This is a genomic window from Vibrio sp. R10-SG3-ISO3 (assembly GCF_059834225.1).
The window spans coordinates 1-20,502 of sequence record NZ_JCBDHE010000034.1 but is presented as its reverse complement, the minus strand read 5'-3'; the positions used below and the strand labels follow the sequence as shown (position 1 = coordinate 20,502).

The 20,502-nt window shown below is 49.9% G+C and carries 24 protein-coding genes and 1 riboswitch; of the genes, 14 read left to right on the top strand and 10 right to left on the bottom strand.

What is annotated here, in order from left to right; all coding sequences use genetic code 11:
* Positions 1 to 170: 170 nt before the first annotated feature.
* The 3 genes from AC6R1A_RS08090 to AC6R1A_RS08080 all read right to left on the bottom strand — a co-directional run bounded on the left by AC6R1A_RS08090 (position 171) and on the right by AC6R1A_RS08080 (position 3,682).
* Positions 171 to 626: a hypothetical protein gene (locus AC6R1A_RS08090; RefSeq protein ID WP_487903001.1), complete on the bottom strand. Its 456-nt coding sequence runs from the start codon at positions 624 to 626 to the stop codon at positions 171 to 173.
* A 9-nt stretch (positions 627 to 635) separates the two neighbouring features.
* Positions 636 to 2,591 (bottom strand): alkyl/aryl-sulfatase, encoded by a 1,956-nt coding sequence (locus AC6R1A_RS08085; protein ID WP_500634183.1) that lies wholly within the window; start codon positions 2,589 to 2,591, stop codon positions 636 to 638.
* Positions 2,592 to 2,770: 179 nt separating this feature from the next.
* On the bottom strand, positions 2,771 to 3,682 hold the full coding sequence (locus AC6R1A_RS08080; RefSeq protein WP_500634184.1) for a LysR family transcriptional regulator: 912 nt from the start codon (positions 3,680 to 3,682) through the stop codon (positions 2,771 to 2,773).
* An 85-nt stretch (positions 3,683 to 3,767) separates the two neighbouring features.
* Here AC6R1A_RS08080 and AC6R1A_RS08075 point away from each other — a divergent pair, with 85 nt between their 5' ends.
* On the top strand, positions 3,768 to 4,682 hold the full coding sequence (locus tag AC6R1A_RS08075; protein ID WP_500634185.1) for a DMT family transporter: 915 nt from the start codon (positions 3,768 to 3,770) through the stop codon (positions 4,680 to 4,682).
* A gap of 105 nt (positions 4,683 to 4,787) precedes the next feature.
* Here the strand turns inward: AC6R1A_RS08075 and AC6R1A_RS08070 are convergent, their stop codons facing one another.
* Entirely contained in the window at positions 4,788 to 5,492 is a 705-nt protein-coding gene (locus AC6R1A_RS08070; RefSeq protein WP_500634190.1) for a DUF445 domain-containing protein, read from the bottom strand.
* Positions 5,493 to 5,706: 214 nt separating this feature from the next.
* On the opposite strand from AC6R1A_RS08070, the gene AC6R1A_RS08065 reads away from it, so the two are divergent.
* Positions 5,707 to 6,873 carry an OmpP1/FadL family transporter gene (locus tag AC6R1A_RS08065; RefSeq protein WP_500634191.1) on the top strand — a complete coding sequence of 389 codons (1,167 nt, stop codon included), beginning with the start codon at positions 5,707 to 5,709 and terminating at the stop codon, positions 6,871 to 6,873.
* A gap of 47 nt (positions 6,874 to 6,920) precedes the next feature.
* On the opposite strand, the gene AC6R1A_RS08060 is transcribed toward AC6R1A_RS08065, so the two are convergent.
* Complete coding sequence (locus AC6R1A_RS08060; RefSeq protein WP_500634186.1) at positions 6,921 to 7,277, bottom strand: VOC family protein; 357 nt, start codon at positions 7,275 to 7,277, stop codon at positions 6,921 to 6,923.
* Positions 7,278 to 7,387: 110 nt separating this feature from the next.
* A riboswitch (FMN riboswitch) is annotated at positions 7,388 to 7,528 on the top strand.
* Positions 7,529 to 7,623: 95 nt separating this feature from the next.
* Here AC6R1A_RS08060 and ribB point away from each other — a divergent pair.
* Positions 7,624 to 8,280, top strand: coding sequence for a 3,4-dihydroxy-2-butanone-4-phosphate synthase (gene ribB / locus AC6R1A_RS08055; RefSeq protein ID WP_500630916.1), 657 nt, complete (start codon positions 7,624 to 7,626; stop codon positions 8,278 to 8,280).
* 120 nt (positions 8,281 to 8,400) lie between these two features.
* On the opposite strand, the gene AC6R1A_RS08050 is transcribed toward ribB, so the two are convergent.
* Positions 8,401 to 8,730, bottom strand: a complete 330-nt coding sequence (locus AC6R1A_RS08050; RefSeq protein ID WP_334553205.1) for a DMT family transporter — start codon at positions 8,728 to 8,730, stop codon at positions 8,401 to 8,403.
* A 246-nt stretch (positions 8,731 to 8,976) separates the two neighbouring features.
* Here AC6R1A_RS08050 and AC6R1A_RS08045 point away from each other — a divergent pair, with 246 nt between their 5' ends.
* From AC6R1A_RS08045 to AC6R1A_RS08010, 8 genes are all read left to right on the top strand, one after another.
* Positions 8,977 to 9,573, top strand: a complete 597-nt coding sequence (locus AC6R1A_RS08045; protein ID WP_500638886.1) for a DedA family protein — start codon at positions 8,977 to 8,979, stop codon at positions 9,571 to 9,573.
* Positions 9,560 to 10,687, top strand: a complete 1,128-nt coding sequence (locus tag AC6R1A_RS08040) for an ATP-grasp domain-containing protein (RefSeq protein ID WP_500633399.1) — start codon at positions 9,560 to 9,562, stop codon at positions 10,685 to 10,687. Before AC6R1A_RS08045 ends, AC6R1A_RS08040 begins: the two co-directional genes overlap by 14 nt.
* A gap of 59 nt (positions 10,688 to 10,746) precedes the next feature.
* Entirely contained in the window at positions 10,747 to 11,310 is a 564-nt protein-coding gene (locus AC6R1A_RS08035) for a hypothetical protein (protein ID WP_500633440.1), read from the top strand.
* Between the two features lies 1 nt (position 11,311).
* Complete coding sequence (locus tag AC6R1A_RS08030) at positions 11,312 to 12,070, top strand: NRDE family protein (RefSeq protein WP_500633400.1); 759 nt, start codon at positions 11,312 to 11,314, stop codon at positions 12,068 to 12,070.
* Position 12,071: 1 nt separating this feature from the next.
* Entirely contained in the window at positions 12,072 to 12,512 is a 441-nt protein-coding gene (locus AC6R1A_RS08025; RefSeq protein ID WP_500633401.1) for a YHS domain-containing (seleno)protein, read from the top strand.
* Positions 12,513 to 12,561: 49 nt separating this feature from the next.
* The gene (locus AC6R1A_RS08020; protein ID WP_500633402.1) at positions 12,562 to 14,319 is read left to right on the top strand and encodes a bifunctional lysophospholipid acyltransferase family protein/GNAT family N-acetyltransferase; all 1,758 of its coding nucleotides are present in this window, start codon (positions 12,562 to 12,564) and stop codon (positions 14,317 to 14,319) included.
* 120 nt (positions 14,320 to 14,439) lie between these two features.
* The gene (locus AC6R1A_RS08015; protein WP_500633403.1) at positions 14,440 to 15,294 is read left to right on the top strand and encodes a DMT family transporter; all 855 of its coding nucleotides are present in this window, start codon (positions 14,440 to 14,442) and stop codon (positions 15,292 to 15,294) included.
* Positions 15,295 to 15,459: 165 nt separating this feature from the next.
* On the top strand, positions 15,460 to 15,798 hold the full coding sequence (locus tag AC6R1A_RS08010) for a cytosolic protein (RefSeq protein ID WP_500633404.1): 339 nt from the start codon (positions 15,460 to 15,462) through the stop codon (positions 15,796 to 15,798).
* A gap of 182 nt (positions 15,799 to 15,980) precedes the next feature.
* On the opposite strand, the gene AC6R1A_RS08005 is transcribed toward AC6R1A_RS08010, so the two are convergent.
* The 3 genes from AC6R1A_RS08005 to AC6R1A_RS07995 all read right to left on the bottom strand — a co-directional run bounded on the left by AC6R1A_RS08005 (position 15,981) and on the right by AC6R1A_RS07995 (position 17,263).
* Complete coding sequence (locus tag AC6R1A_RS08005) at positions 15,981 to 16,283, bottom strand: type II toxin-antitoxin system RelE/ParE family toxin (protein ID WP_086495638.1); 303 nt, start codon at positions 16,281 to 16,283, stop codon at positions 15,981 to 15,983.
* Positions 16,271 to 16,528 (bottom strand): type II toxin-antitoxin system Phd/YefM family antitoxin, encoded by a 258-nt coding sequence (locus AC6R1A_RS08000; RefSeq protein WP_005448240.1) that lies wholly within the window; start codon positions 16,526 to 16,528, stop codon positions 16,271 to 16,273. Before AC6R1A_RS08000 ends, AC6R1A_RS08005 begins: the two co-directional genes overlap by 13 nt.
* A gap of 396 nt (positions 16,529 to 16,924) precedes the next feature.
* A complete protein-coding gene (locus AC6R1A_RS07995; RefSeq protein ID WP_500633405.1) occupies positions 16,925 to 17,263 on the bottom strand; it encodes a hypothetical protein in 339 nt (112 codons plus the stop codon).
* Positions 17,264 to 17,913: 650 nt separating this feature from the next.
* Between AC6R1A_RS07995 and AC6R1A_RS07990 the strand changes: the two genes are divergently transcribed.
* From AC6R1A_RS07990 to AC6R1A_RS07980, 3 genes are all read left to right on the top strand, one after another.
* A complete protein-coding gene (locus AC6R1A_RS07990) occupies positions 17,914 to 18,498 on the top strand; it encodes an NAD(P)H-dependent oxidoreductase (RefSeq protein WP_500633406.1) in 585 nt (194 codons plus the stop codon).
* Between the two features lie 41 nt (positions 18,499 to 18,539).
* On the top strand, positions 18,540 to 19,196 hold the full coding sequence (locus AC6R1A_RS07985) for a DsbA family oxidoreductase (protein ID WP_500633407.1): 657 nt from the start codon (positions 18,540 to 18,542) through the stop codon (positions 19,194 to 19,196).
* An 87-nt stretch (positions 19,197 to 19,283) separates the two neighbouring features.
* Complete coding sequence (locus AC6R1A_RS07980) at positions 19,284 to 19,823, top strand: redoxin domain-containing protein (RefSeq protein ID WP_500633408.1); 540 nt, start codon at positions 19,284 to 19,286, stop codon at positions 19,821 to 19,823.
* Positions 19,824 to 19,925: 102 nt separating this feature from the next.
* Here the strand turns inward: AC6R1A_RS07980 and AC6R1A_RS07975 are convergent, their stop codons facing one another.
* On the bottom strand, positions 19,926 to 20,291 hold the full coding sequence (locus AC6R1A_RS07975; RefSeq protein WP_334553241.1) for a winged helix-turn-helix transcriptional regulator: 366 nt from the start codon (positions 20,289 to 20,291) through the stop codon (positions 19,926 to 19,928).
* Positions 20,292 to 20,502 lie beyond the last annotated feature (211 nt).

Sequence of the window (20,502 nt, the reverse complement as noted above, 5' to 3'; positions counted from 1 at the left end):
TGAGAGGGGCAGAAATGGCGCCTGCTAGGCAAAATCGAGTCGAAATGAATCGAAGAATTTCGGTTGCCGAATTGGCGACTGGTCAGTGCAAAAAGTGAATAATCCACTGCCTTACTTTTTGTTTGTGCCACACCCTAGGGTGTGGCTTTTTATTTTTGATAATGCGTTGCTTAGCTTTCGGTCAGCAAGCCTAATTCACGCGCCTGCTCAAGTGAGATCTGGTTAGAAATCAAGTTATGTAAAGCGGCTTCGCTTAACTGAACAACGTTAACACCCTGCGGTGGTGGCGTGACATGGACGACCATGCTTTGCTCACTGCGCTGCGACCACAACTGTCTGTCGACCAGATACACATACGTACCAGACGGTAACTCTGGGTAGATGTCGACCATCAGATTGAGCCACCAACTGGCGCGTCTTAGGCCTTGGGCGCCATCAAGCTTTTCAGGCAATTGGATAGACTGTGCACGTAACGCTTTTTGCGTGGCGATGGAGACATCCAGTGCCCCAGGATAGCTCTCACTAAATGGGTTGCTGAACAACCCATCGTAAGAGCAAGCCCAACTGATTGGGCTTGCCAGCGTGATGACTGAGCAGGTGAGCAACGTCGCGACCTGTTTCATCATAACGCCTCCTTAAGGTGTCACAATGTTGAACCAGAAGTTGAAGGTATCAAGCATACCGACAAAGTCTTTGAACACATCGCCGTCACCGTCGAGCGTGATAGAACCATCAGCAATGGCTTGCTCAAGAGTGATGTTACCCAATTGGACGTCATCCAGTGTCGCTTTGGTCAGCGTCAACGCCACATCCGGCTTCTCTGCTTGCTTATGAGTGTGATTGAGCACAGAGTTCTCAACGTACAAGGTGTACTTCTCATCTAGGTCAGTGAAGTTAATGTTGATGGCGTAGTTCTTCCCAGCCGCTTTTTCTGGTAACAAACGTACCGCGAGATAATCAAACAGCATTTCTGGTGGCATGTTCTTGATAATATCTGGCGATGCAGTGTTGGTACCGCCCGTACTTGGTGTGCCGTTACGCAGCTCGTAAGCGCCTTGCAAGTAGACAGAACGCCAAGGGCCAGATTCCGCTTGGTAACCCAACTGCTCATAGGCATCAGCGAGGAGTGCTTTACCGTTTTTGCTCTGTGGATTAGCAAACACCACGTGTTTCATCACTTCCGCGACCCAGCGATAGTTACCCGCGTCAAAGTCGGCTTGTGCTTTTTTGATCGCTTCGCGTTCGCCGCCCATGTACTCAACGTACTTCACAGCAGCATTGGTTGGCGGCAGGTTGTTCAGATCCGATGGGTTACCGGTGTACCAGCCCATGTAACGTTGATAAACCGCACGGCTGTTATGGCGTAGGGTGCCGTAGTAACCGCGGTTGCTCCAGGTCTTGTCGATTTCTTCTGGGAATTGGATGATTTCAGAAATCTCAGAACCCACATAACCTTGGTTCATCAAACGGACCGTTTGGTCATGCGTGTACTTGTACATATCACGCTGTTTCTTAAAGTATTTGACGATGTCGCCTTGGCCCCACATTGGCCAGTGGTGACTTTGGAATTTCACTTCGACATCATCACCCCATAGTTCAATGGTCTCTTGCAAGTAGCTTGACCATTTCAGCGCATCACGCACTTGAGCGCCACGGAGTGTAAGGATGTTGTGCATGGTGTTGGTGGTGTTTTCCGCCATCCACAACGCTTTTTTCTGAGGGAACCAGACGTTCATCTCAGTCGGTGCTTCTGTGCCTGGTGTGTATTGGAAGACCATTTTCACGCCATCGACCACGCGTTCGTCACCGGTTTTCTCAATGGTGTCGGTTGGGGCAATCATGGTCGCAAGACCGGTTGACGTCGTTTGACCCAAGCCACCATTGACGCCGCCTTTTTCGTTACGTGGAAGCAGGGCGCCATACATGTACACTGCGCGTCGACCCATCGCATTACCTGCAATCACGTTTTCAGATACGGCATGCTCGGTAAAGCCAGGGGAGGCCATAATGGTCACTTTTCCGTCGATGACATCTTGCTCATCGACGATACCGCGCACCCCACCAAAGTGGTCAATGTGGCTGTGGCTGTAGAAGACACCCACAACAGGACGCTCGCCGAGTTCACTGTTAATGAAGTCGAGTGCCGCTTTTGCGGTTTCTTGAGAGATGAGTGGGTCGAATACGATCCAGCCTGTATCCCCTTGAATAAAGGTGATGTTCGACAAATCGTAGCCGCGAACTTGGTAAATACCATCGGTGACCTTAAACAGGCCGTTGATCATGTTTAATTGCGCATTACGCCACAAACTTGGGTTGACGGTATCGGGTGATGGCTTATCAAGGCCGATGTACTTTTTGTAGGCTTCTAAATCCCAAACAACATCGCCGTTTTGGTTTTTAATGGTAACGACATCCTGAGTCGCGATAAGCCCTTTTTGCGCGTTATCGAAATCTTTGGTGTCACTGAATGGCAGACTTTGCTTGAGTTGGTTGTTCGCATCAATCGTTGCCTGTGTCGCGGGTTTGGGCTCTGACGCAGTGGCATTGGTGGCCACTAGTATCGCCATGGCTAATACTCCCATTCGCTTCATAGCACTCTCCTTGTATATGCACTTTTATGAGCAAGTTAAGCATACGTGAAGAGTGATACAATTCACACTACAAATGCCACCTCAATGTGAAATTTCTGTGAAGATCTCACATTTGTGAACCTCTATATCCCTAATTTTTGGAATGGTATTTCACCTTTACCTTGTTATTGACTCGCTGATCAGAGCGCGAGCGCTGATTTCAGGTGCGTGACGAACGCTTTGACCTGAGAAGGGATAAAGGGCGATTGTGGATATTGGGCGATGATTTGACCTTGATAGCTGCCCGCTAATTGCCAGTCGCTCAAAATAGGTTGTAAAACGCCTTGTTGGCACTCATTTCTGACCACAAATTCAGGGAACAACGAAATACCCAGCCCTTCGAGTACGGCTTGGCGACGGATCTCACTGTGATTCACGGCAAGATGACCGCTGACAGGGACAGCTACCGTTTGTGTTCCTTGAGTCATCCGCCAGATGCGATCTTTGGGGGATTCACCCAAACAGAGACATTGATGATGGCGCAGGTCATTGGGGTGTGCGGGCGTACCATGCTTCGCTAGGTACTCTGGGCTGGCGCACAGTACAAGTTGGCAAGGGGCAAGCGTTACCGCGACTAAACCTTCCACAGGATTCGGTGTGATGTGGATGACCACATCGACATCGTCATGAATGGGATCGAGATAGCGGTCTTCCACTTTAAGGGTCAGATTGACGTTGGGGTACTGTTTAGCAAACGTCAATATGGGTGACATAAGCACTTGCTTGGCAAGCGCTTTCGGCACGGCAACGCGAAGCGGCCCTGCGATCGCCTCTTTGTTGGCGTGTGCTGCGCTCACCGCAAGTTTGGCTTGCCCTAGCATGGTTTGACAAAGGTGGAACACCTCTTGCCCTGTGGCGGTTAATCGCATCTGACGCGTGGTGCGCTCCAAGAGCTGCTCTTTCAGCGCTGTCTCAAGGCGCCGCAGTGAGCGGCTGACCGATGAGGGCGCCACACCCAATTTCACCGCCGCATTGGCGAAGCTTCCTTCTTCCACCACAGTAACAAACACCGCCATTTCAGCCAGTAAGGGGATAAGTTTATTCGTGTCCATGGTGCAATTATCCTTTGCAAAATCGACCAATTGTTTCATTTAAGTTACTTGTGGATACTGGGAGGGTCAACCACTCTGGGAGAAAATGATGCAAGGAACGCAAACTCTGCGGCTCGCACAGCGGCTACCCATTACCGAAGGATTACTGCTGCTGGTGGCGATCTTTTGGGGCACCAGCTACGGGTTAACTAAAAGTGCGCTGCTTTACACCTCGGCGTTAATGTTCATTACGTTACGTTTTTCCATCACTGCCTTGGTGTTGTTGCCATTGGTGGTGAGAGATTTCAAAGCAGGGCTCAACAAAGATTGGGTGGTTGCGCTGCCAACCGGAGCAATTTTAAGTGCTATTTTCCTGTGTGAAGTGTTTGGTGTTGCGCATACCACAGCGTCGAACGCGGCGTTTTTAATCAGTCTTTGCGTATTGTTCACTGCGCTGGCTGAAGTGTTGGTGAACCGCCAGAAGGTCGCCTGGTCTCTGGTATTGTTGTGTGTCGCCAGCGTGGTTGGCGTACTGCTGCTGACCGGTAGCGATGGGGCGCGTGTCGATTTCACGCTGGGGGATTATCTGATTCTAATTGCGGCGCTGCTACGGGCACTGATGGTGACCACCACCAAGCGATTCAGCCTCGGTCGCGCCGTGACGACCACCACACTCACCGCGATTCAATCAGCGGTTGTTGCTGGCGTTGCCGCTCTCTTGGTCTTGAGCACGTTGCCCCAGTCTCAATGGCACCTGCCCACTGAGTCCATCTTCTGGGTGACGCTGCTGTATCTGGTCGCGTTTTGCACGCTCTTTGCTTTCTATGTACAGAATTACGCGGTGCGCCGCACCTCTCCCACTCGTGTCGCGCTGTTGATGGGCAGCGAGCCACTTTTCGGTGCTCTGTTTGCCATGTTGTGGTTGCAAGAGACGTTTACCTTCGCGCAAAGTCTCGGCGCGGGGTTAATTTTGCTCAGTGTGATGCTGACTTCGCTGCGAAGGGAGTCTGGGCAGCACTAGCGTTGGCGCTTCAAATCCAGCCCAAGCCTCCACACAAAATAACTGAGGATCAAAAAAGCGCCAGTGTTGCTGGCGCTCAATATAGGGAGTAGAAAGGCGTGTCAGTTAGGCAAAAAACGACGACACCACACCAATCAAGCCGCCAAATACACCGCCCCACACCACCAACCAGCCTAGGTGCTGTTTGATCATGGTTTGCACCATCTCTTTGACTAGCGCAGGTGTCAATTCATTCAAGCGTTGATCGATGATTTGTTCAATGTTCTGTTTGATCTCATCCATCATGGCAGGCGCTTCAAGCTGCGCTTTGATCGCTTGCTTGACGTTATCGCTCTGGCTGATTTCAATCACCGATTGCTGCATTTTTTCAACGAAAGGCTGCTTAAGTGGTGCCAGCGCGTCACTGCCACCAAACATCGCCAACATGCCGCCGAAGGATGAGTTGGCGATCACCTCAACCAAAGAATCGAACGTGGGGTTAAAGTCGATGGTCTCTATTACAGGTTGCAGATTGAGCGTGTGCTCACCGGCCATCTCTTTGTTGAGGAACTTGTCGATGTTTTCATCGGTAAAGAACTGACTCATCATCAGCTGTTTGATGGCGGCTTTAAACTCTTCAAAACGCGCAGGTATTACACCCGAGCCATACAGTCCCGGCACCTTTTCAAACAACATGTGGACAGCTAACCAATTGGTAATGGCGCCTGAAAAGGCAAACAGACCCGCATAAAACGCGATCTGATGACCGGATTGAATCCCGCCAGCAAGCAGTGCAAGGGCGATGAGGTTGGTGAGTAGACTTTTGTTGATAGGTTGCTTGTTCATAAGAGGATAACAGTCAAGGTGTTAATGGGTGGAGCGCAGTATACACCAAGGCGGATTCAATCAACCAGTGCGTGATAAGCGTCACAGCAAGGGTTGGAATAATCGGTATTCCGAAAAAAAGGGGAACTCTCTCTACACTAGTAGCAGTTTTTAAATTGCACACTTTCAGTGAGACTTTTTTATGTTCAAACCCAACTCAATTGCTCGTTCAATGAAATGGCCATTTATGACGGCAGTGGCGTTCTCCTCTGCGATGGCAAGTGCCAGCGGTATTCTACTTCAAGAAGCTGTGGTGGCGAATGCAGGTACTACAGGTGCAGGTGACGGTGTTTACACCGGTTCTGCTGCTGCAATGTGGACCAACCCAGCGACGATGTCATTTATGGGTGAGAGCAAGACGACAGTGAACGCGATGGGGTTTGATCTCAAACTCAATTATAGTGATGACATTGAAGATAAAGATGGTTCGAGTCATTCTACACAGCCTGCTCTTGCTGTTTTCCACGCTCGTCAGATTACAGATGAGATGCATTTTGGTATTGGTTTTGGCGCCGCAGGTGGTTCTAGCTTAGATTACGGAAATGATTGGTACGCGAGCGCTTTGCTAGAAAGTACTACTTTGATGCTGCTGCAAATCAACCCAACAATTTCGTATCAACTTAACGAACAATGGTCTGTAGGTGCAGGCGCTCAAATCAACTATGTGTCGTTTGAGCAAGAGACGTCGGCTATGTCTATCGAGCAAGAAACCGATTGGGCAATGGGCGTAACGTTTGGTGCGATGTACCGTCACAATGACGACCTAGATTTTGGTTTTAGCTACCGTTCTAAGGTGAAACATAATATCGACGCGAAAGCCACGAGCGATGTTTTACCATTAGTTGGAGCTTCGACAGAAGTTGCTCTACCAGCAATCTACGATATCAGTGCCCGTTTGGGAGTTAACTCGGAGCTAAACTTATTAGCCAGTGCACAATGGCACCGTTGGAGTGAGTGGAAAGAGCTACCGCTAGATTTTGTGATGGCTGATGGTACTGTGGTTAGCCCAGATCCGATCAAACGCGATTGGAGCGACGTTTGGAAACTAGCATTGGGCGCAGATTACCGCCTCAACGCGGACTGGCGTCTAAAAGCGGGTATCTCTTACGAAAGTTCACCGCAAAACGACGCCTCACTACAATGGGTTGACGTGCCAGTAGGCGAGCAATGGCGCTACTCAGTGGGTGCAGCAACCGAGTGGAATGGGTACACGTTTGACATGTTCTACGAATACGCTGATTTAGGTGAAGTAGACATTGAACGTGCAGGCATCAAAGGCACCTTCGACGGCCGTATTCACTTTGTTGGTCTAAACGTGACGTTCTAAGTCGCCTGTGATTGATGACAAAGCCCTCCTCGTGAGGGCTTTGCTGTTTATCGGCCCTCAGACCACACCGCAAACTCATTGCCGCTGGGCTCTAGAAAGTGGAATCGACAGCCCCCGGGGAAATCGAAAATGGGTTTGATGACATCGCCGCCACTGGCGATCACTTTGGCCAGTGTTGCTTCTATGTCTTGGCTATAGAACACCAACAGCGCGCCGCCGGATGCAGTTTGGCTCTTGGCGTCGGCTCTGAAGAACCCGCCGTCGAGCCCTTGGTCGGCAAACGCCGTGTAGTCGGGGCCGTAATCGGTGAAGCGCCAATCAAACGCTTGGCTAAAAAAGGCTTTGGTGGCTTCAAAATCGTGGGCGGCCAATTCGACGTAATTGAGTTTCTCGTGTTGAGGCATGCTGTGCTCCTTGCAGGGTGTATGGCTTTATCTTAGCGCAAACCCCGTGCGGAGCGTTGGCATTTATCATTTGCCGCGCTACAATCAGCGCGCTGCACAAGCAGCGATTACTTTATTCTCAGGGCGGGGCGAAATTCCCCACCGGCGGTATGCCCGAATGGGTGAGCCCGCGAGCGCTCGATACGTCGAGGTCAGCAGATCTGGTGAGAAGCCAGAGCCGACGGTTACAGTCCGGATGAGAGAGAATGAAACCAAGCCGCCACCGTCGTGGGGGCGATTTCGTTTATCTGGCGCTGACGCCAGAACTCTTCTATGCCCTGATTCTGGTGAAATTTAGGAGTTAACCATGAATCAGTCATCACTACTTGCCGAATTCGGCGACCCAATTACCCGCGTTGAACGCGCATTGACGGCCTTACGTGAAGGTCGAGGTGTGTTGTTACTCGATGATGAAGATCGTGAAAACGAAGGGGATATCATTTACTCGGTTGAGCACCTCACGGATGCGCAGATGGCGCTGATGATCCGCGAATGCAGCGGTATTGTTTGCTTGTGCTTGACCGAAGAGCAAGCTGACAAATTGGCCTTGCCACCGATGGTTGAAAACAACAATAGTGCCAATCAAACCGCGTTTACCGTCTCTATTGAGGCCAAAGTGGGCGTGACAACGGGCGTGTCGGCGCAAGATCGCGTCACCACCATCAAAACCGCCGCTAACCTTAATGCGAAGCCTGACGATTTAGCGCGCCCAGGACACGTATTTCCGCTGCGCGCGCGCAAAGGTGGGGTGATGACTCGTCGTGGCCATACTGAAGGCACCATCGACTTAATGCAAATGGCGGGTTTGCAACCTGCTGGCGTATTGTGTGAGGTGATGAACCCGGATGGCACCATGTGTAAAACGCCGGAGATTGTCGCGTTTGGGAAATTGCACTCGATGCCAGTTCTGACCATTGAAGATATGGTGCTCTATCGCCAGCAACACGAGTTGAAACTGGCGTAATTCGCCTGCGATAAGCGAAGCTACAATACCAATAGATAAGCAAAAAGGTGTGGCCTCAAAACCACACCTTTCTATTTTTTTTTGACACATTGTTGCCTGATTGAGTCAATCACTACCCTTTTAATGACTGACCGATTGAGAAAAGACGTTCATCACAATCACGCCACTGATGATCAATAACATGCCAATCACTGCCGCCCAATCGAGCTTTTGACCGAACGCCACCGCACCGACAGCGGTGATCAACACAATGCCGAGCCCCGACCAAATCGCATATGCAATGCCAACGGGAATGGTCTTCAATACCATGGCGAGAAAATAGAACGCCACGCCATACCCCACCACGACCAAGAGACTGGGCGTGAGCTTGGAAAACCCGTCTGAAGCTTTCAGCGCGCCCGTCGCGATCACTTCTGCCACAATCGCAATGGTTAGATACCAATAACCCATACTCATTCCTCTACTTTACGAACGCCTGTAAACCGCAAGGGATGGTGCCATTTCCTATCGATGGCGGCAAGTCTGACTAAGAGGTCGATGCTTCTTGTCCGACACAAATCTACCCTGTAATGAAATTTTCTTCGTCTATTCCCTATCTTGTTCAATAAGACATCGTTGCATCGCGGGGTTCACAGTCGTTTTCACTGTGATTCTCCCCCGTTAGTGGCGGTGGTTATCATGGAGCAGAGAAGGCAGATGGACATGGCACACACACTCAACGCTTGGATTTTGTCTCATTCCCATTCACTGGGGTGGATGATGATCGCGCTGATCCTCCTTTCCTATTTACTTGAAGATCTCGCTTTGGTGACGGCAGCGACCTTGTCGGTTAATCAAGTGATGGCGGTGGAGTGGGCGCTGCTGGCGATTTTTATCGGTATTGCCAGCGGCGATTTGGCGCTCTATGCCCTCGGGCGATTAGCACAGCGCATCGGTTGGTTGAAGGTTCGCTGTTTTCGACATCATAGAGCCCGTCGGCTGTGTAAAACGCTCAATGCCAATGCTTTTGTAACCTTGTTCATCGTCCGCTTTGTACCGGGAATGCGCAGCGTGAGTTACACCGTCAGTGGGTTTCTAGGCATAGCGTTGCCGGTGTTTCTTTTGGCCGTTTTTATCGCCACAGCCATGTGGACGGCACTGATCTTTACCTCTTTCTATCAAGTGGGCGGTTGGATAGGCAGTGAGGATGCATGGACTCGCTGGTTGATGATACCTGTAGGATTGCTCGCGCTGTGGGCATTAAACCGCGCAGCGCAACAGTATTGGAGAAGTGAACAGAATGCACAATCGTGATGTGGAAGTGGTCCCGCAAGGGAAGGTCAATGCAGGGATGCCCGTACTGAGCAAACCAAAACGAGTGATTTCGCCGTTTGAGTTTCTGCCTGCGTGGTTTTTTTATGCGCCGGTTGTGGTGCAAAGCGCGCTCCTCAGCGCAAGGCACCTAGATTGGGCACTGCCACTTATCGCTAACCCTACCATCAAGTTAAGCGGCATGGTGGGCGAGTCAAAAAGCGACATTTTCGCCAGTGCAGGAGGGAAAACTCGCCAGTGGATTTTGCCCTACATCACTGTCGAGGTGGGCGACTCGTCAAACTCCGAAGCTCTCAATAACGCGATGATGGCGCTGCATGATGCCGGGCTCGATTTCCCGCTGGTGGCCAAGCCTGATTTGGGTTGTCGCGGCGCTGGGGTCAAGCTCATCAATGACTCGGACGATTTGGCGTGTTACTTAGCGCATTTTCCTGCCGGTGGTCGTTTTCTTTTGCAACAAAAATCCCGTTACCGCGCAGAAGCCGGGCTCTTTTACGTGCGCCAGCCAGGGGAGAAGCGCGGCAGAGTCATCTCGATGACACTCAAATACTCCCCCTTTGTGGAAGGCGATGGTGTTTCGACGCTTAGAGAATTGATCGCCCGCTGCCCGCGCGCTGGGCGACTGCAACATCTCTATTTGCCGCGTCATGAGGCCAAGTTAGAGAGCGTGGTGAAAAAGGGCGAAGAGTATCCGCTGGCGTTTGCGGGCAGTCATTCTCGAGGCGCGATTTTTCGCAACGGCAACGCCTTTATCACACCGGAGTTGGAAGCGACGCTCGATGACGTGTTGGGTGAGTTTGAAGGGTTTCACTACGGCCGTCTTGACGTCAAGTTCGACACCATCACCGCGCTGATGCAGGGCAAGCGCTTTGATATTTTGGAAATCAATGGTGCGAGCAGTGAAGCCGCGCACATCTGGGATAGCGATACCCCATTGCTGCACATCTTTAGCACCTTACTGACACAGTACCGCTTGTTGTACCGAATTGGCTCTCAGCATAAGCAACGCGGGGTGAACACACCTTCTCTGGCGGCGTTATTCAACGCTTGGCGAGAGGAGAAAGCGTTAACGCAGCGCTACCCCATGACGGATTGATCAAAGGAATGATGATGAAAAAAGCGATGACTTCTCCCGCCACTCTCACCGCGAGAGCGATGCTCAGCGATAAACATAGGGCGAGCCTCTCTGGCGCGGTGCTAGGCGGCATTGAAACCTTGCACCAAGGTCAACGGTTTCTCAGTGTGCTCAGCAATGACGACTACGTTGCGTTAGCCGCGCCCCATGTATCGAGCTCGATTGGTGAGCATTTTCGCCATTGGTTGGATCTGTTTCATGCGATTCGCCATGCACAGGGGCAAGACCAAGCGCCACCACATGGCGAAATGAGCAAAATCGATTACAACGTGCGTCGGCGCGGCCATCCCGTCGAGCGAGATTGCCGCGTGGCCGAGCGAGAGATAGCGCAGCTGGTGGATTGGCTATGCCAACTGTCGCCAGATGCACTCCAAGCGCGAGTGAGTGTGGAATCGGAAGTGATGATGTCTCAGCGTCAAGTCGAAGAGGTGGAATCCACCTTGGCACGCGAGATTACCTTTGCCGCGTTGCACGCCACTCATCACTTTGCGATGGCGAAAGTGGTGGCGTCTCTGCGCGGCATCGAAGTGGAATCGGGTTTTGGCGTGGCTCCGGCGACCGCGACTTATCAGAGGGCTCAATAACATGTGCACCTTATCTTGGACCTATCAGGGCGTGAGTCATTACCGCGTATACTTTAACCGTGATGAGCAGCGAACTAGGCAGCCCGCCACTGAGCCCCAAGCCATGCAGTTGGAGGAGGTTAACTGCCTGATGCCACTTGATCCAGAAGGCGGTGGCAGTTGGATCGCGACCAATGAGTATGGCGTGACTGTGTGTCTGCTCAACTTCTACCAAGGGCAGATGCCCCAAGGACCACTGACAAGTCGCGGGCAAATCGTTAAGCAGCTTGCCAGCAGTGTATCGAGTCAAGAAGTGGACAGAAGAATGTTGGCGCTGAACTTGAGTCACTATGCCCCGTTTACTGTGGTCTCGTTCGATACCCGTCGCAACGCGAATGAAACCGTGATGTGGACATGGGATGGCCAAGCGCTCAGCCATCATCGTGCGGTGGCGCCGATTGTCTCGTCTGGTCGGTTCTTTTATGACGCGCTCGACTATCGCACTAGCCTGTTTGCTGACTTGGCCTCTCAGTCGAATGATGACACGCTCGGTGAGCGTTTTCATACCCGACACGATACCCAGCGGCCTCATCTCTCGCCATTGATGGCCAGAGAGGACGCGCGCACCGTCAGTATTACGACCGTCCATGTCAGTCCTACCGACAAAATCATGGGCTATCAAGCGCTCGACGTAGGCCCTTTGGCCGATTTATCCCTAAATGCACGCCACTACCGCGTGCCAACCAGTATTGACCTACCCACCAGTATCAAGGAGTCATGACATGAAACTACTACGTCTATTTGCGCTGCTTTTGGTCAGCGTCTCCGCCAACGCGGCGGATCTTATCTCCACCTCGTTTTTTAGTAATAAGGCGGTCAGCGGTTACGATACCGTGGCGTATTTCACTCAAGGCCAAGCGGTCAAAGGTGACAGCCAATGGACAACCGAATACCAAGGCGCGCAATGGCTGTTCTCATCCGCTGAGCACTTAGCGATGTTTGAAGCAGAGCCGGAAAAGTACGCTCCGCAGTATGGTGGCTACTGTGCTTGGGCGGTGTCTGAGAAGAGCGACTTTGCCCCTTCCGATCCTGAGCAGTGGGCGATTGACGACGGCAAGTTGTACCTCAATTACAACGCGGACATCAAAGGGCGATGGGACAGCGCGCGCACTCTGCACATTCAACAAGCCGACCAAAACTGGCCAGGTTTGATTGCTCAATAGACCAGCGGCGAGTTGACGCGCCACGTTTGTTCATCAAGAGGATGTGATTATGTACGCCAGTCCATTTCGTTTACCACGTAAAACCCCGTTCGGTGTTGGCGAAAGAGCGCTTGAATGGGCGACCGGTTTGTCGCAGTTGGATGCCTTGTATCAACAAGCGGCGCTGCCACAAGACAGTTTTGAGTTTATGCATGAAGCGCTGGCGAGAATCGGCACTCAGTATTCAGTTGATCACGGCAGTGTGTCGTCCATTCCACAGGAAGGCCCTGTGGTGATTGTCGCGAATCATCCATTTGGCGGTATTGAGGGCATTATTTTAGCCTCGCTGGTGGCGCAAGTACGCAAAGATGTCAAAGTGCTGGCCAATGAGTTGCTTAAGCGGATACCAGAGCTCGATTCACTGTTCATCGGCGTGGATGTGTTCGGCGGTGAGCGGGCAAGAACCACCAATCGGCGCGCGATTGCTGAGGCCAATCAGCACTTAAAAGAGGGCGGAGTGCTGATTCTCTTTCCTGCGGGAGAAGTGTCGGCATGGCAAGCCGATGCGAAGCAAATCACCGATAAAGCGTGGAGCCAGTCGGTGGCGAAGTTTGTCCGCCATGCCGAGGCGACAACCGTACCTATTTTTATTCAAGGCATGAACAGCAAATGGTTCTATCAAGCCGGTCGTGTGCATCCGCTATTGAGAACGGCCATGCTTGGGCGTGAGCTGCTCAATAAATCCGGGCAGACGATTTCTGTTTCAGTCGGAGCGCCGATCCCGTTTTCTGAACTGCAACATTTCGATGATGATCAGCAACTGACCCACTATCTGCGGCTGAACACCTATTTGATGGGCAGTCGAGAGGAGAATACAGCAACTCGGCGATCTCCTGAAAGTGCCCAGCAGCCGATCATCGCCCCCATTGCAGTAGCAGAACTCGAGCAAGAGATGGCGACGCTCAGCGACTTTCAACTGCTCGAACAGGGCGAGTTTGTGGTCTACTGCGTGCCCACCGCGAGGATGCCGCGCATGATGCAAGAGATCGGGCGAGTACGAGAGGAGAGTTTTCGCGCCGTCGGTGAAGGCTCAGGACGCGGCTGTGATGTCGATGATTTCGACCCCAAATACCATCAACTCTTTGTGTGGCATCGCGGCGATCGCGCGTTGGTGGGCGCTTATCGACTCGGTTTGGTGGATGAGCTCACCGCGCAAGGCGGCATTGAGGCGCTCTATTCTCGCAGCCTGTTCGAGTACGATCACGCGTTTGTTAGCCAGTTGGGGCAATCCATCGAACTTGGCCGCTCAGTGGTCGCCGAGCAATACCAAAAAAATCTGCACTCCTTGCTGCTCCTTTGGAAAGGGATTGCGGTGTTTGTGGCGCGCCACCCTCGCTATACTCATTTGTTTGGACCTGTCAGCATTAGCAACGATTACAGCCCGGTGGCGCGCCAGCTCATCGCATCGGTGATGACGGTGCATCATTACGATCAAGACAAGGCGAAACTGGTTCGACCCACCACGCCACTGAAAGAGAGCGGCAACACCTTCTGGCGACCCGACATGCTCAGTTCATTGGCCGAACTGCCATTATTGTCGAAAGTGTTGCAGCGCTTAGAGCGTGGGGTAGGGTTGCCGGTCCTGTTGCGGCAATATCTGGGGCTAAATGGCAAACTGGTCTGCTTCAATGTTGACCCTGCTTTTCATTTTGCTTTAGATGGTTTGATTGTGGTTGAACTGACGTCATTACCCGCCAGAACTTTGGGCAAATATATGGGCAGAGAGTGCGCGCAGGCGTATTTAAGCCACCATAACCGAAAGGCATGAGTCATAAACGATTCGACTAAACCGCGCGGGCTTATTGGCTCGCGCACGCTAAGTGCTGGGGTATACTGGCGCTTCACGTAACGGACGCTCATACCCTCTTAGATTGGATTTTCTCGCATTATGCCCCACATGATGACCTTGTGCTTGGCGCTTATCGCCTTTGCCGCCAACTCCTTCTTTTGTCGTCTTGCATTGGCAAGCGGCGCGATTGACCCGGGCAGCTTCACCTTGCTGCGTCTCTTCTCCGGTGCGGTCACTTTAGCCCTTTTACTGTTTATGCGCGGTCACTTTCACGGTAAGGCGTCGCTCGGTTTTCTCCGTTCGCCGCTCAGTTGGTGGTCTGCTATCGCTCTGTTTGTGTATGCGGTGTGTTTCTCGTACGCCTATACCGAACTCAGCACAGGGACGGGCGCGCTACTGCTGTTTGGTATGGTGCAAATGACGTTAATTGCCTATCACGTAGTCTCAGGCAATGCGCTGACTAAGCTGGAGAAAGTCGGTATTTTGGCCTCGGTGACGGGTTTTGTGGTTCTGATGCTGCCCTCCGCGCAATCACCGAGCCTTGGCGCAGCGAGTTTGATGTTGGCCTCTGGCGTTGCATGGGCGATGTTTACCGTGCTTGGCAAAAAAAGCGGTGTCGCATCCGTTGCGATTACCCACGGATTTATTCTCGCCAGCCTCCTCGCACTGCTCGCCAGCCCCGCGCTGCTTATGGATGTCACCCTAACCTCTTCGGGCGTGATGTGGGCGCTTGCCTCGGGTATCGCCGCCTCAGGATTGGGTTATATCCTTTGGTATCAAGTGCTCAAGCAGATCACCGTGCTCAAGGCCTCCATCGCACAACTCGCCGTTCCGGTGATCGCCTTTCTCGCCGGTTCTATTGGGCTTGGTGAGACCATCACCTTTAGTGCTGTATTGGCTTCGGCTTTGGTGCTTGGCGGGATTGCGGTGATTTTTGTGGCGAAGGCGGAGTGAAAGCGGTGAAGACTATTTGCAGATGTCGATGTTCGACTCTTCTTGGTTCGAAAGCCATGTCATCCGAGTCAAGCGTACGCTCCACCTGAAACAAGAACACCTATGTATAGAGGTGCTGCCCCTGATAGTGATAAGATCCCCGCGTCAAAATCAACGAGAAACACTATGTTCATCCATCATGTAAACGGTATCGACTGGCTGGTGATTACCGCTTTTGAAGAGTTTAAAACGTTATTTATTGAAGACGCAGGTGCGATACCCCGTTGCTTTTCTACCGCAAGCGAATTGAGTTTGATTGATCAAGCTAAGCGCACGTACGGTTATTTGCCTAGGCTCAGTGGCGTTATCACCGACACGGGGACTTTTCAAAGCCAAGGCAACCAAGAAGATCTGAACCCACAGCTCGCTTGTCTCGTAGAGGGACGTGGCCGAGTGTTTATCTATCACGGCGGCTTTGTCGCGTTTGTGGAAGACGAGCAGACGTTTATTACTCGGATAGATTGAGCCTTGATCAGGGCACTGAAATCACTGACTTTCCATCACTGCGGTTATCTCAATGCCGGGTTGTATTGGGTTAACGCGTATTTGGACAACACCTTCTTAGCTCATCTGCCCAAAGCTATCAGGTCAGATGAGGAAAAGTATCTTGTAGCCTTAAACACTTGTATGGCGCTCACCCCCAAAGGTTATTGCTTACTCAACAGGAACTTACGCAAATCTCGCTCAGCACGCATAACAAACAGAATATAGACTTTGTCACTGTCCTGTTTATAGAAAACACGACATGGATTAACGACAACTTCACGATAACTTAAATGTTCTAATTCTGGCGGAATACGACCTGATTCAGGGAAAGTTTCTAGGCGTTCGACTTTAGAGAAAATCGTTTGTACTAACTGCTTTGCCGCTACGACATTTTCAAGTGCTATGTATTCAGCGATATCATTGAGGTCAGATAACGCTGGCTCAGTCCAGATTATTTCAGCCATTTTGACATTTTGTCCTTGGCTTCATCATGACTCACCACTTTGCCGTCAGCTAGTGCGCGCTCACCTCGCGCAATACCCTCCAGAATAGCCAAACGATTTTGCATAAACTCGTAATCATCAACATCAACTAAATACGCGGATGGCTTACCATGTTCAGTAATTAACACTGGTTCTTTTGTGTCGTGGAGATCTGCGAGGATCTTAGTTGCTTGACGCTTGAGTGATGTAACTAGTTCTACTTTCATGAGAGCTGCTCCAAAGGAATACAAAAGTGATACTATTCTATCACTTTGAGTATAGCAAGCTCCATGACGGCCACTTGAGTAACTTGTTAGCTGATTAACTTAAACGTTTGAGTCAATTTGCAACTGCGAACAGTCGACGATATGGAAACCAATTTCTTTGTCACGGAAATCATATCCAATCGACCGATAATATTGAGTGTCGTGGGTATTTCCTCTTTGCGACGACCTAGTAAGTTCTTATTTTTTCATGTAATCGAAGATCATTTACACCCGAACCAAAGTCGACATATTCTACATTTGAGCCATCTATAGATTTTATGACATTATCAACGGCAGATTTGGTCGTTTGCGCAGCTAGTAAAATCTTCGGGTCACCAATTAAGATCGAACCATCATTCAGGTTGCAACAGCATCCCTTAACGCAATAGCGTCTTTGTACAATGAAACAATTGTATTGGATAGTTGATAGCCACCGTCGTCGGCAAGAGGCGCAAAAAGCGCCTTGTTGTTCATAAAGAAATCAACCAACAGCTCAATAGAACCTTCTTTAATTTCTACTTGATAGTCAATTTGTTCACGTATATGTCTATCCGCTTTAGACTTTCCTAAACTAACAGCTATGAGTTGATATAGAATGTATCGATAATTTGAAATAAATACATCGAGAGAGCGCAGGCTAAAACTACCTCCAGTAAATGCCAAGCCTTTGGCATATATTCTCAAATCCTCTTTCATAATACTCCTATCTCAATTATGTAGGTGTCAGCTAACGCTTTATAGGCGGACTTTTTCAGCCTTTGAATTCCGTATATTTTTCTGCCATTTGTTATGAAACCAAGTTAATATCAGCCTGTTGTGTGAATCGACGTGTAATTTTGGGGGCGAGCTACGGAAAATTTCGTAGTATAAGAGATCAAAATACGGATTAGATTGACTTGGCCTATTGGTGTGCTGATCAGGTATTCTGTTCGCAGGTCCTGAGAAGGAGCGAGGCAACAATGAGCGACGAAAAATTTCACAGTTACAGCCCATGAATAATGTTCAGCAGGAGATGTCTAGTCGCAAGATAACAGACTACCCATTTCTTTCTATTCTCTGTTTTAGCACTGCTTGCATCTCCCGACGCTAAACCCGCGGCAACCTGACCAAGAATTCAACTAGTCTACTTTTGGTAACCTAGACTCGCCTTTCCCCTCATATGTCTGCTCCAATGCAAAAAATTAAAGTTATATTAAACATTGGGTTAATGTAATTTTTATCAACCTTCAGGGTGGTTACTAAAAGTTAACTAATTGCACTCGCAATGTAGGTAACCATAATAAACCGCAACACAGCGAGATTATTGCTCGCTTTGTCATACAGCCAATTATTGAAGGGTTAATATCATGAGTCACGTTCTAATCATTAACGCACACGAGCCATCTCCATTTTCTGAAGGCAAACTCAATGCGGCTTTAGTAGAGAAAGCTCGCACCCAGTTAGAATCAAAGGGTCATGAAGTTCGCGTTGTCACAATGCAAGATGACATCGTAGTGGATGAACAACTGGCGAACTTTGAGTGGGCAGACCGAGTAATACTCCAATCGCCTGTCAACTGGATGACGATTCCGTGGTCTTTCAAAAAATACATGGATGATGTCTTCACGGCGGGGATGGGCGGTTCGCTGTGTGCCTTTGATGGTCGAACGCCGGAAGAGCCAAAGAAAAATTATGGAACAGGCGGCACTCGTACCAATACAAAATACATGCTGTCTTTCACATTCAATGCACCAGAAGAGTCATTTAATGATTATAGCGAGTACCTGTTCCAAGGTCGTAGTGTCGATGACTTGATGTTCCACATGCACGCAAACTTCCGCTTCTTTGGTATGTCTGCACTGCCAACCTTTGCTTGCTACGACGTGATGAAAAACGCCGACATTGAGAACGATTTTGCTCGCTTTGAAGCGCACTTAGACGCACACTTTTGAGAAGATTGTTTTGAGCACAGTGCTTTAAGTAGGGGACCCATATGAATAATACAATTAAGCTCGACATTGTTAGTGATGTTGTCTGTCCGTGGTGCATCATCGGATACAACCATTTAACAGCGGCGATCAAACAACTCGGCATTGAAGATCGCATCGAGATCGAGTGGCAGCCTTTTGAGTTGAACCCGGATATGCCTGCTGACGGTGAAAACCTTCGAGATCACGTTGCTCGTAAATATGGCAGTACCGCAGAGGAAAGTCACAACGCGCGCCTTCGTATCGCCAGCATTGGCGCTGAACATGGCTTCAAGTTTAACTACTTTGATGACATGAAGATGGTAAATACGTTTGATGCACACCTTTTACTCGATTACGCCAAGAGCTTAGGCAAGCAGACTGAGCTAAAATTACGTTTATTTAGCGCATTTTTCAGTGAACAGAAAGATGTCTCTGACCGTGAGATTCTCAAGCAAGAGCTCATCACTGTAGGCCTAGATCCTGAAGAAGGGATGCGCTGGCTAGATGATGTTCAGCGACGTAACTCAATCCGCAGTACTGAGAAACAATGGCAAGAACTGGGCATATCGAGTGTGCCAACGGTGATTTTCAACAGAGAACATGCGGTGTCTGGTGCGCATCCAGTGGAAGGTTACAAACAGATCTTAACTGAGTTAATGGCTCAGACGAATCAAAGCTAGGTTACTAAAAGTATACTGGTTGCAACTGGTCTATTAGTATCTTATCGTTTTTTCTAGTTAGTAATGACTTCAATCCCAGGAGCCGAGATGACTTACTCACAAAAACTCAAAGCGGGTGACGCTTTTCCTACATTAGAGGCAACAAAGCTGGATGGAACCACAGTCAAGCTAGGCCAGCCTCAAGGTGATGCAACATGGCAAGCGGTGTTTGTCTATCGTGGTAAACATTGCCCACTTTGCACTAAGTATCTGAATGAAATTGATACCTATAAACAAGCCTTTAGTGAGGCGGGCGTTGATATTCTGGCTGTCTCTGCTGACTCGAAGCAACAATTGGAGCAACACCTAGACAAGCTCGATATCAGTTTCCCAATCGCCTACGGTCTTACTGAGCAACAAATGAAGACATTAGGGCTTTACATATCGCTACCACGCTCCGAAGCTGAAACCGACCATAACTTTGGAGAGCCGGCGTTGTTTGTTGTCAATGAACACGGCAACCTACACGTGGTTGATCTATCCAATAACCCGTTTGTCAGGCCAGAACTTGGAGCACTGACTCGAGGTTTGGCATGGATTCGCAATCCAGACAACCATTACCCTATTCGTGGCACGCTAGACGACTGAGCCGCTAGGTTCGAGATACAACAAGGCAACAGTTTTGGTTGCCTTGTTACGTTATAGAGGGAAGCGATGAAGGTTACGCACGCTATTTCAGCGGAACATTCATTATTTGAGTTGCACATTGTTGCTTTCAGACCATTTTCTCAACTCATCAAGAATCGATAACGCACTGCGGCCAAACTCAGTAAGTTCGTAGCTGACTGCCAGGGGTTTTTCATTGAGCACACGACGTATTACCATGTTTTCACTTTCTAGCTCTTTTAGACGCTGATCGACCATCTTCTTGCTAGCGCCGCCCAACATTCTGGACAGATCATTAAACCTCACTGGGCCATCTTTGAGATGGTAGATGATGGAGCCCTTCCATTTGGAGCCCAAAATCCTCATACCTTTTTCGATCGCACAAGGTTCGGAACAGGCATCAACAACGCTCTTACGCCCTTTTGGGTCAACTTCAACTTTTGCTTTCATATAGCACCGCGTCATTTTAAGAAGCGACATAACGTCATTTATCAGCATTGATAATAAAAACGTCACTCATAGTGATTGAAGACCCACATCGAATAGGTGAACGAGTGGGCACCTAATTGCAAGTCTATTCCGGTATATATTAGTTACCTAGAGATTGAATGCAATCAGTATAGGTGCTGGAACTACCTGTGGGAAAGTTGCACTTAACCTT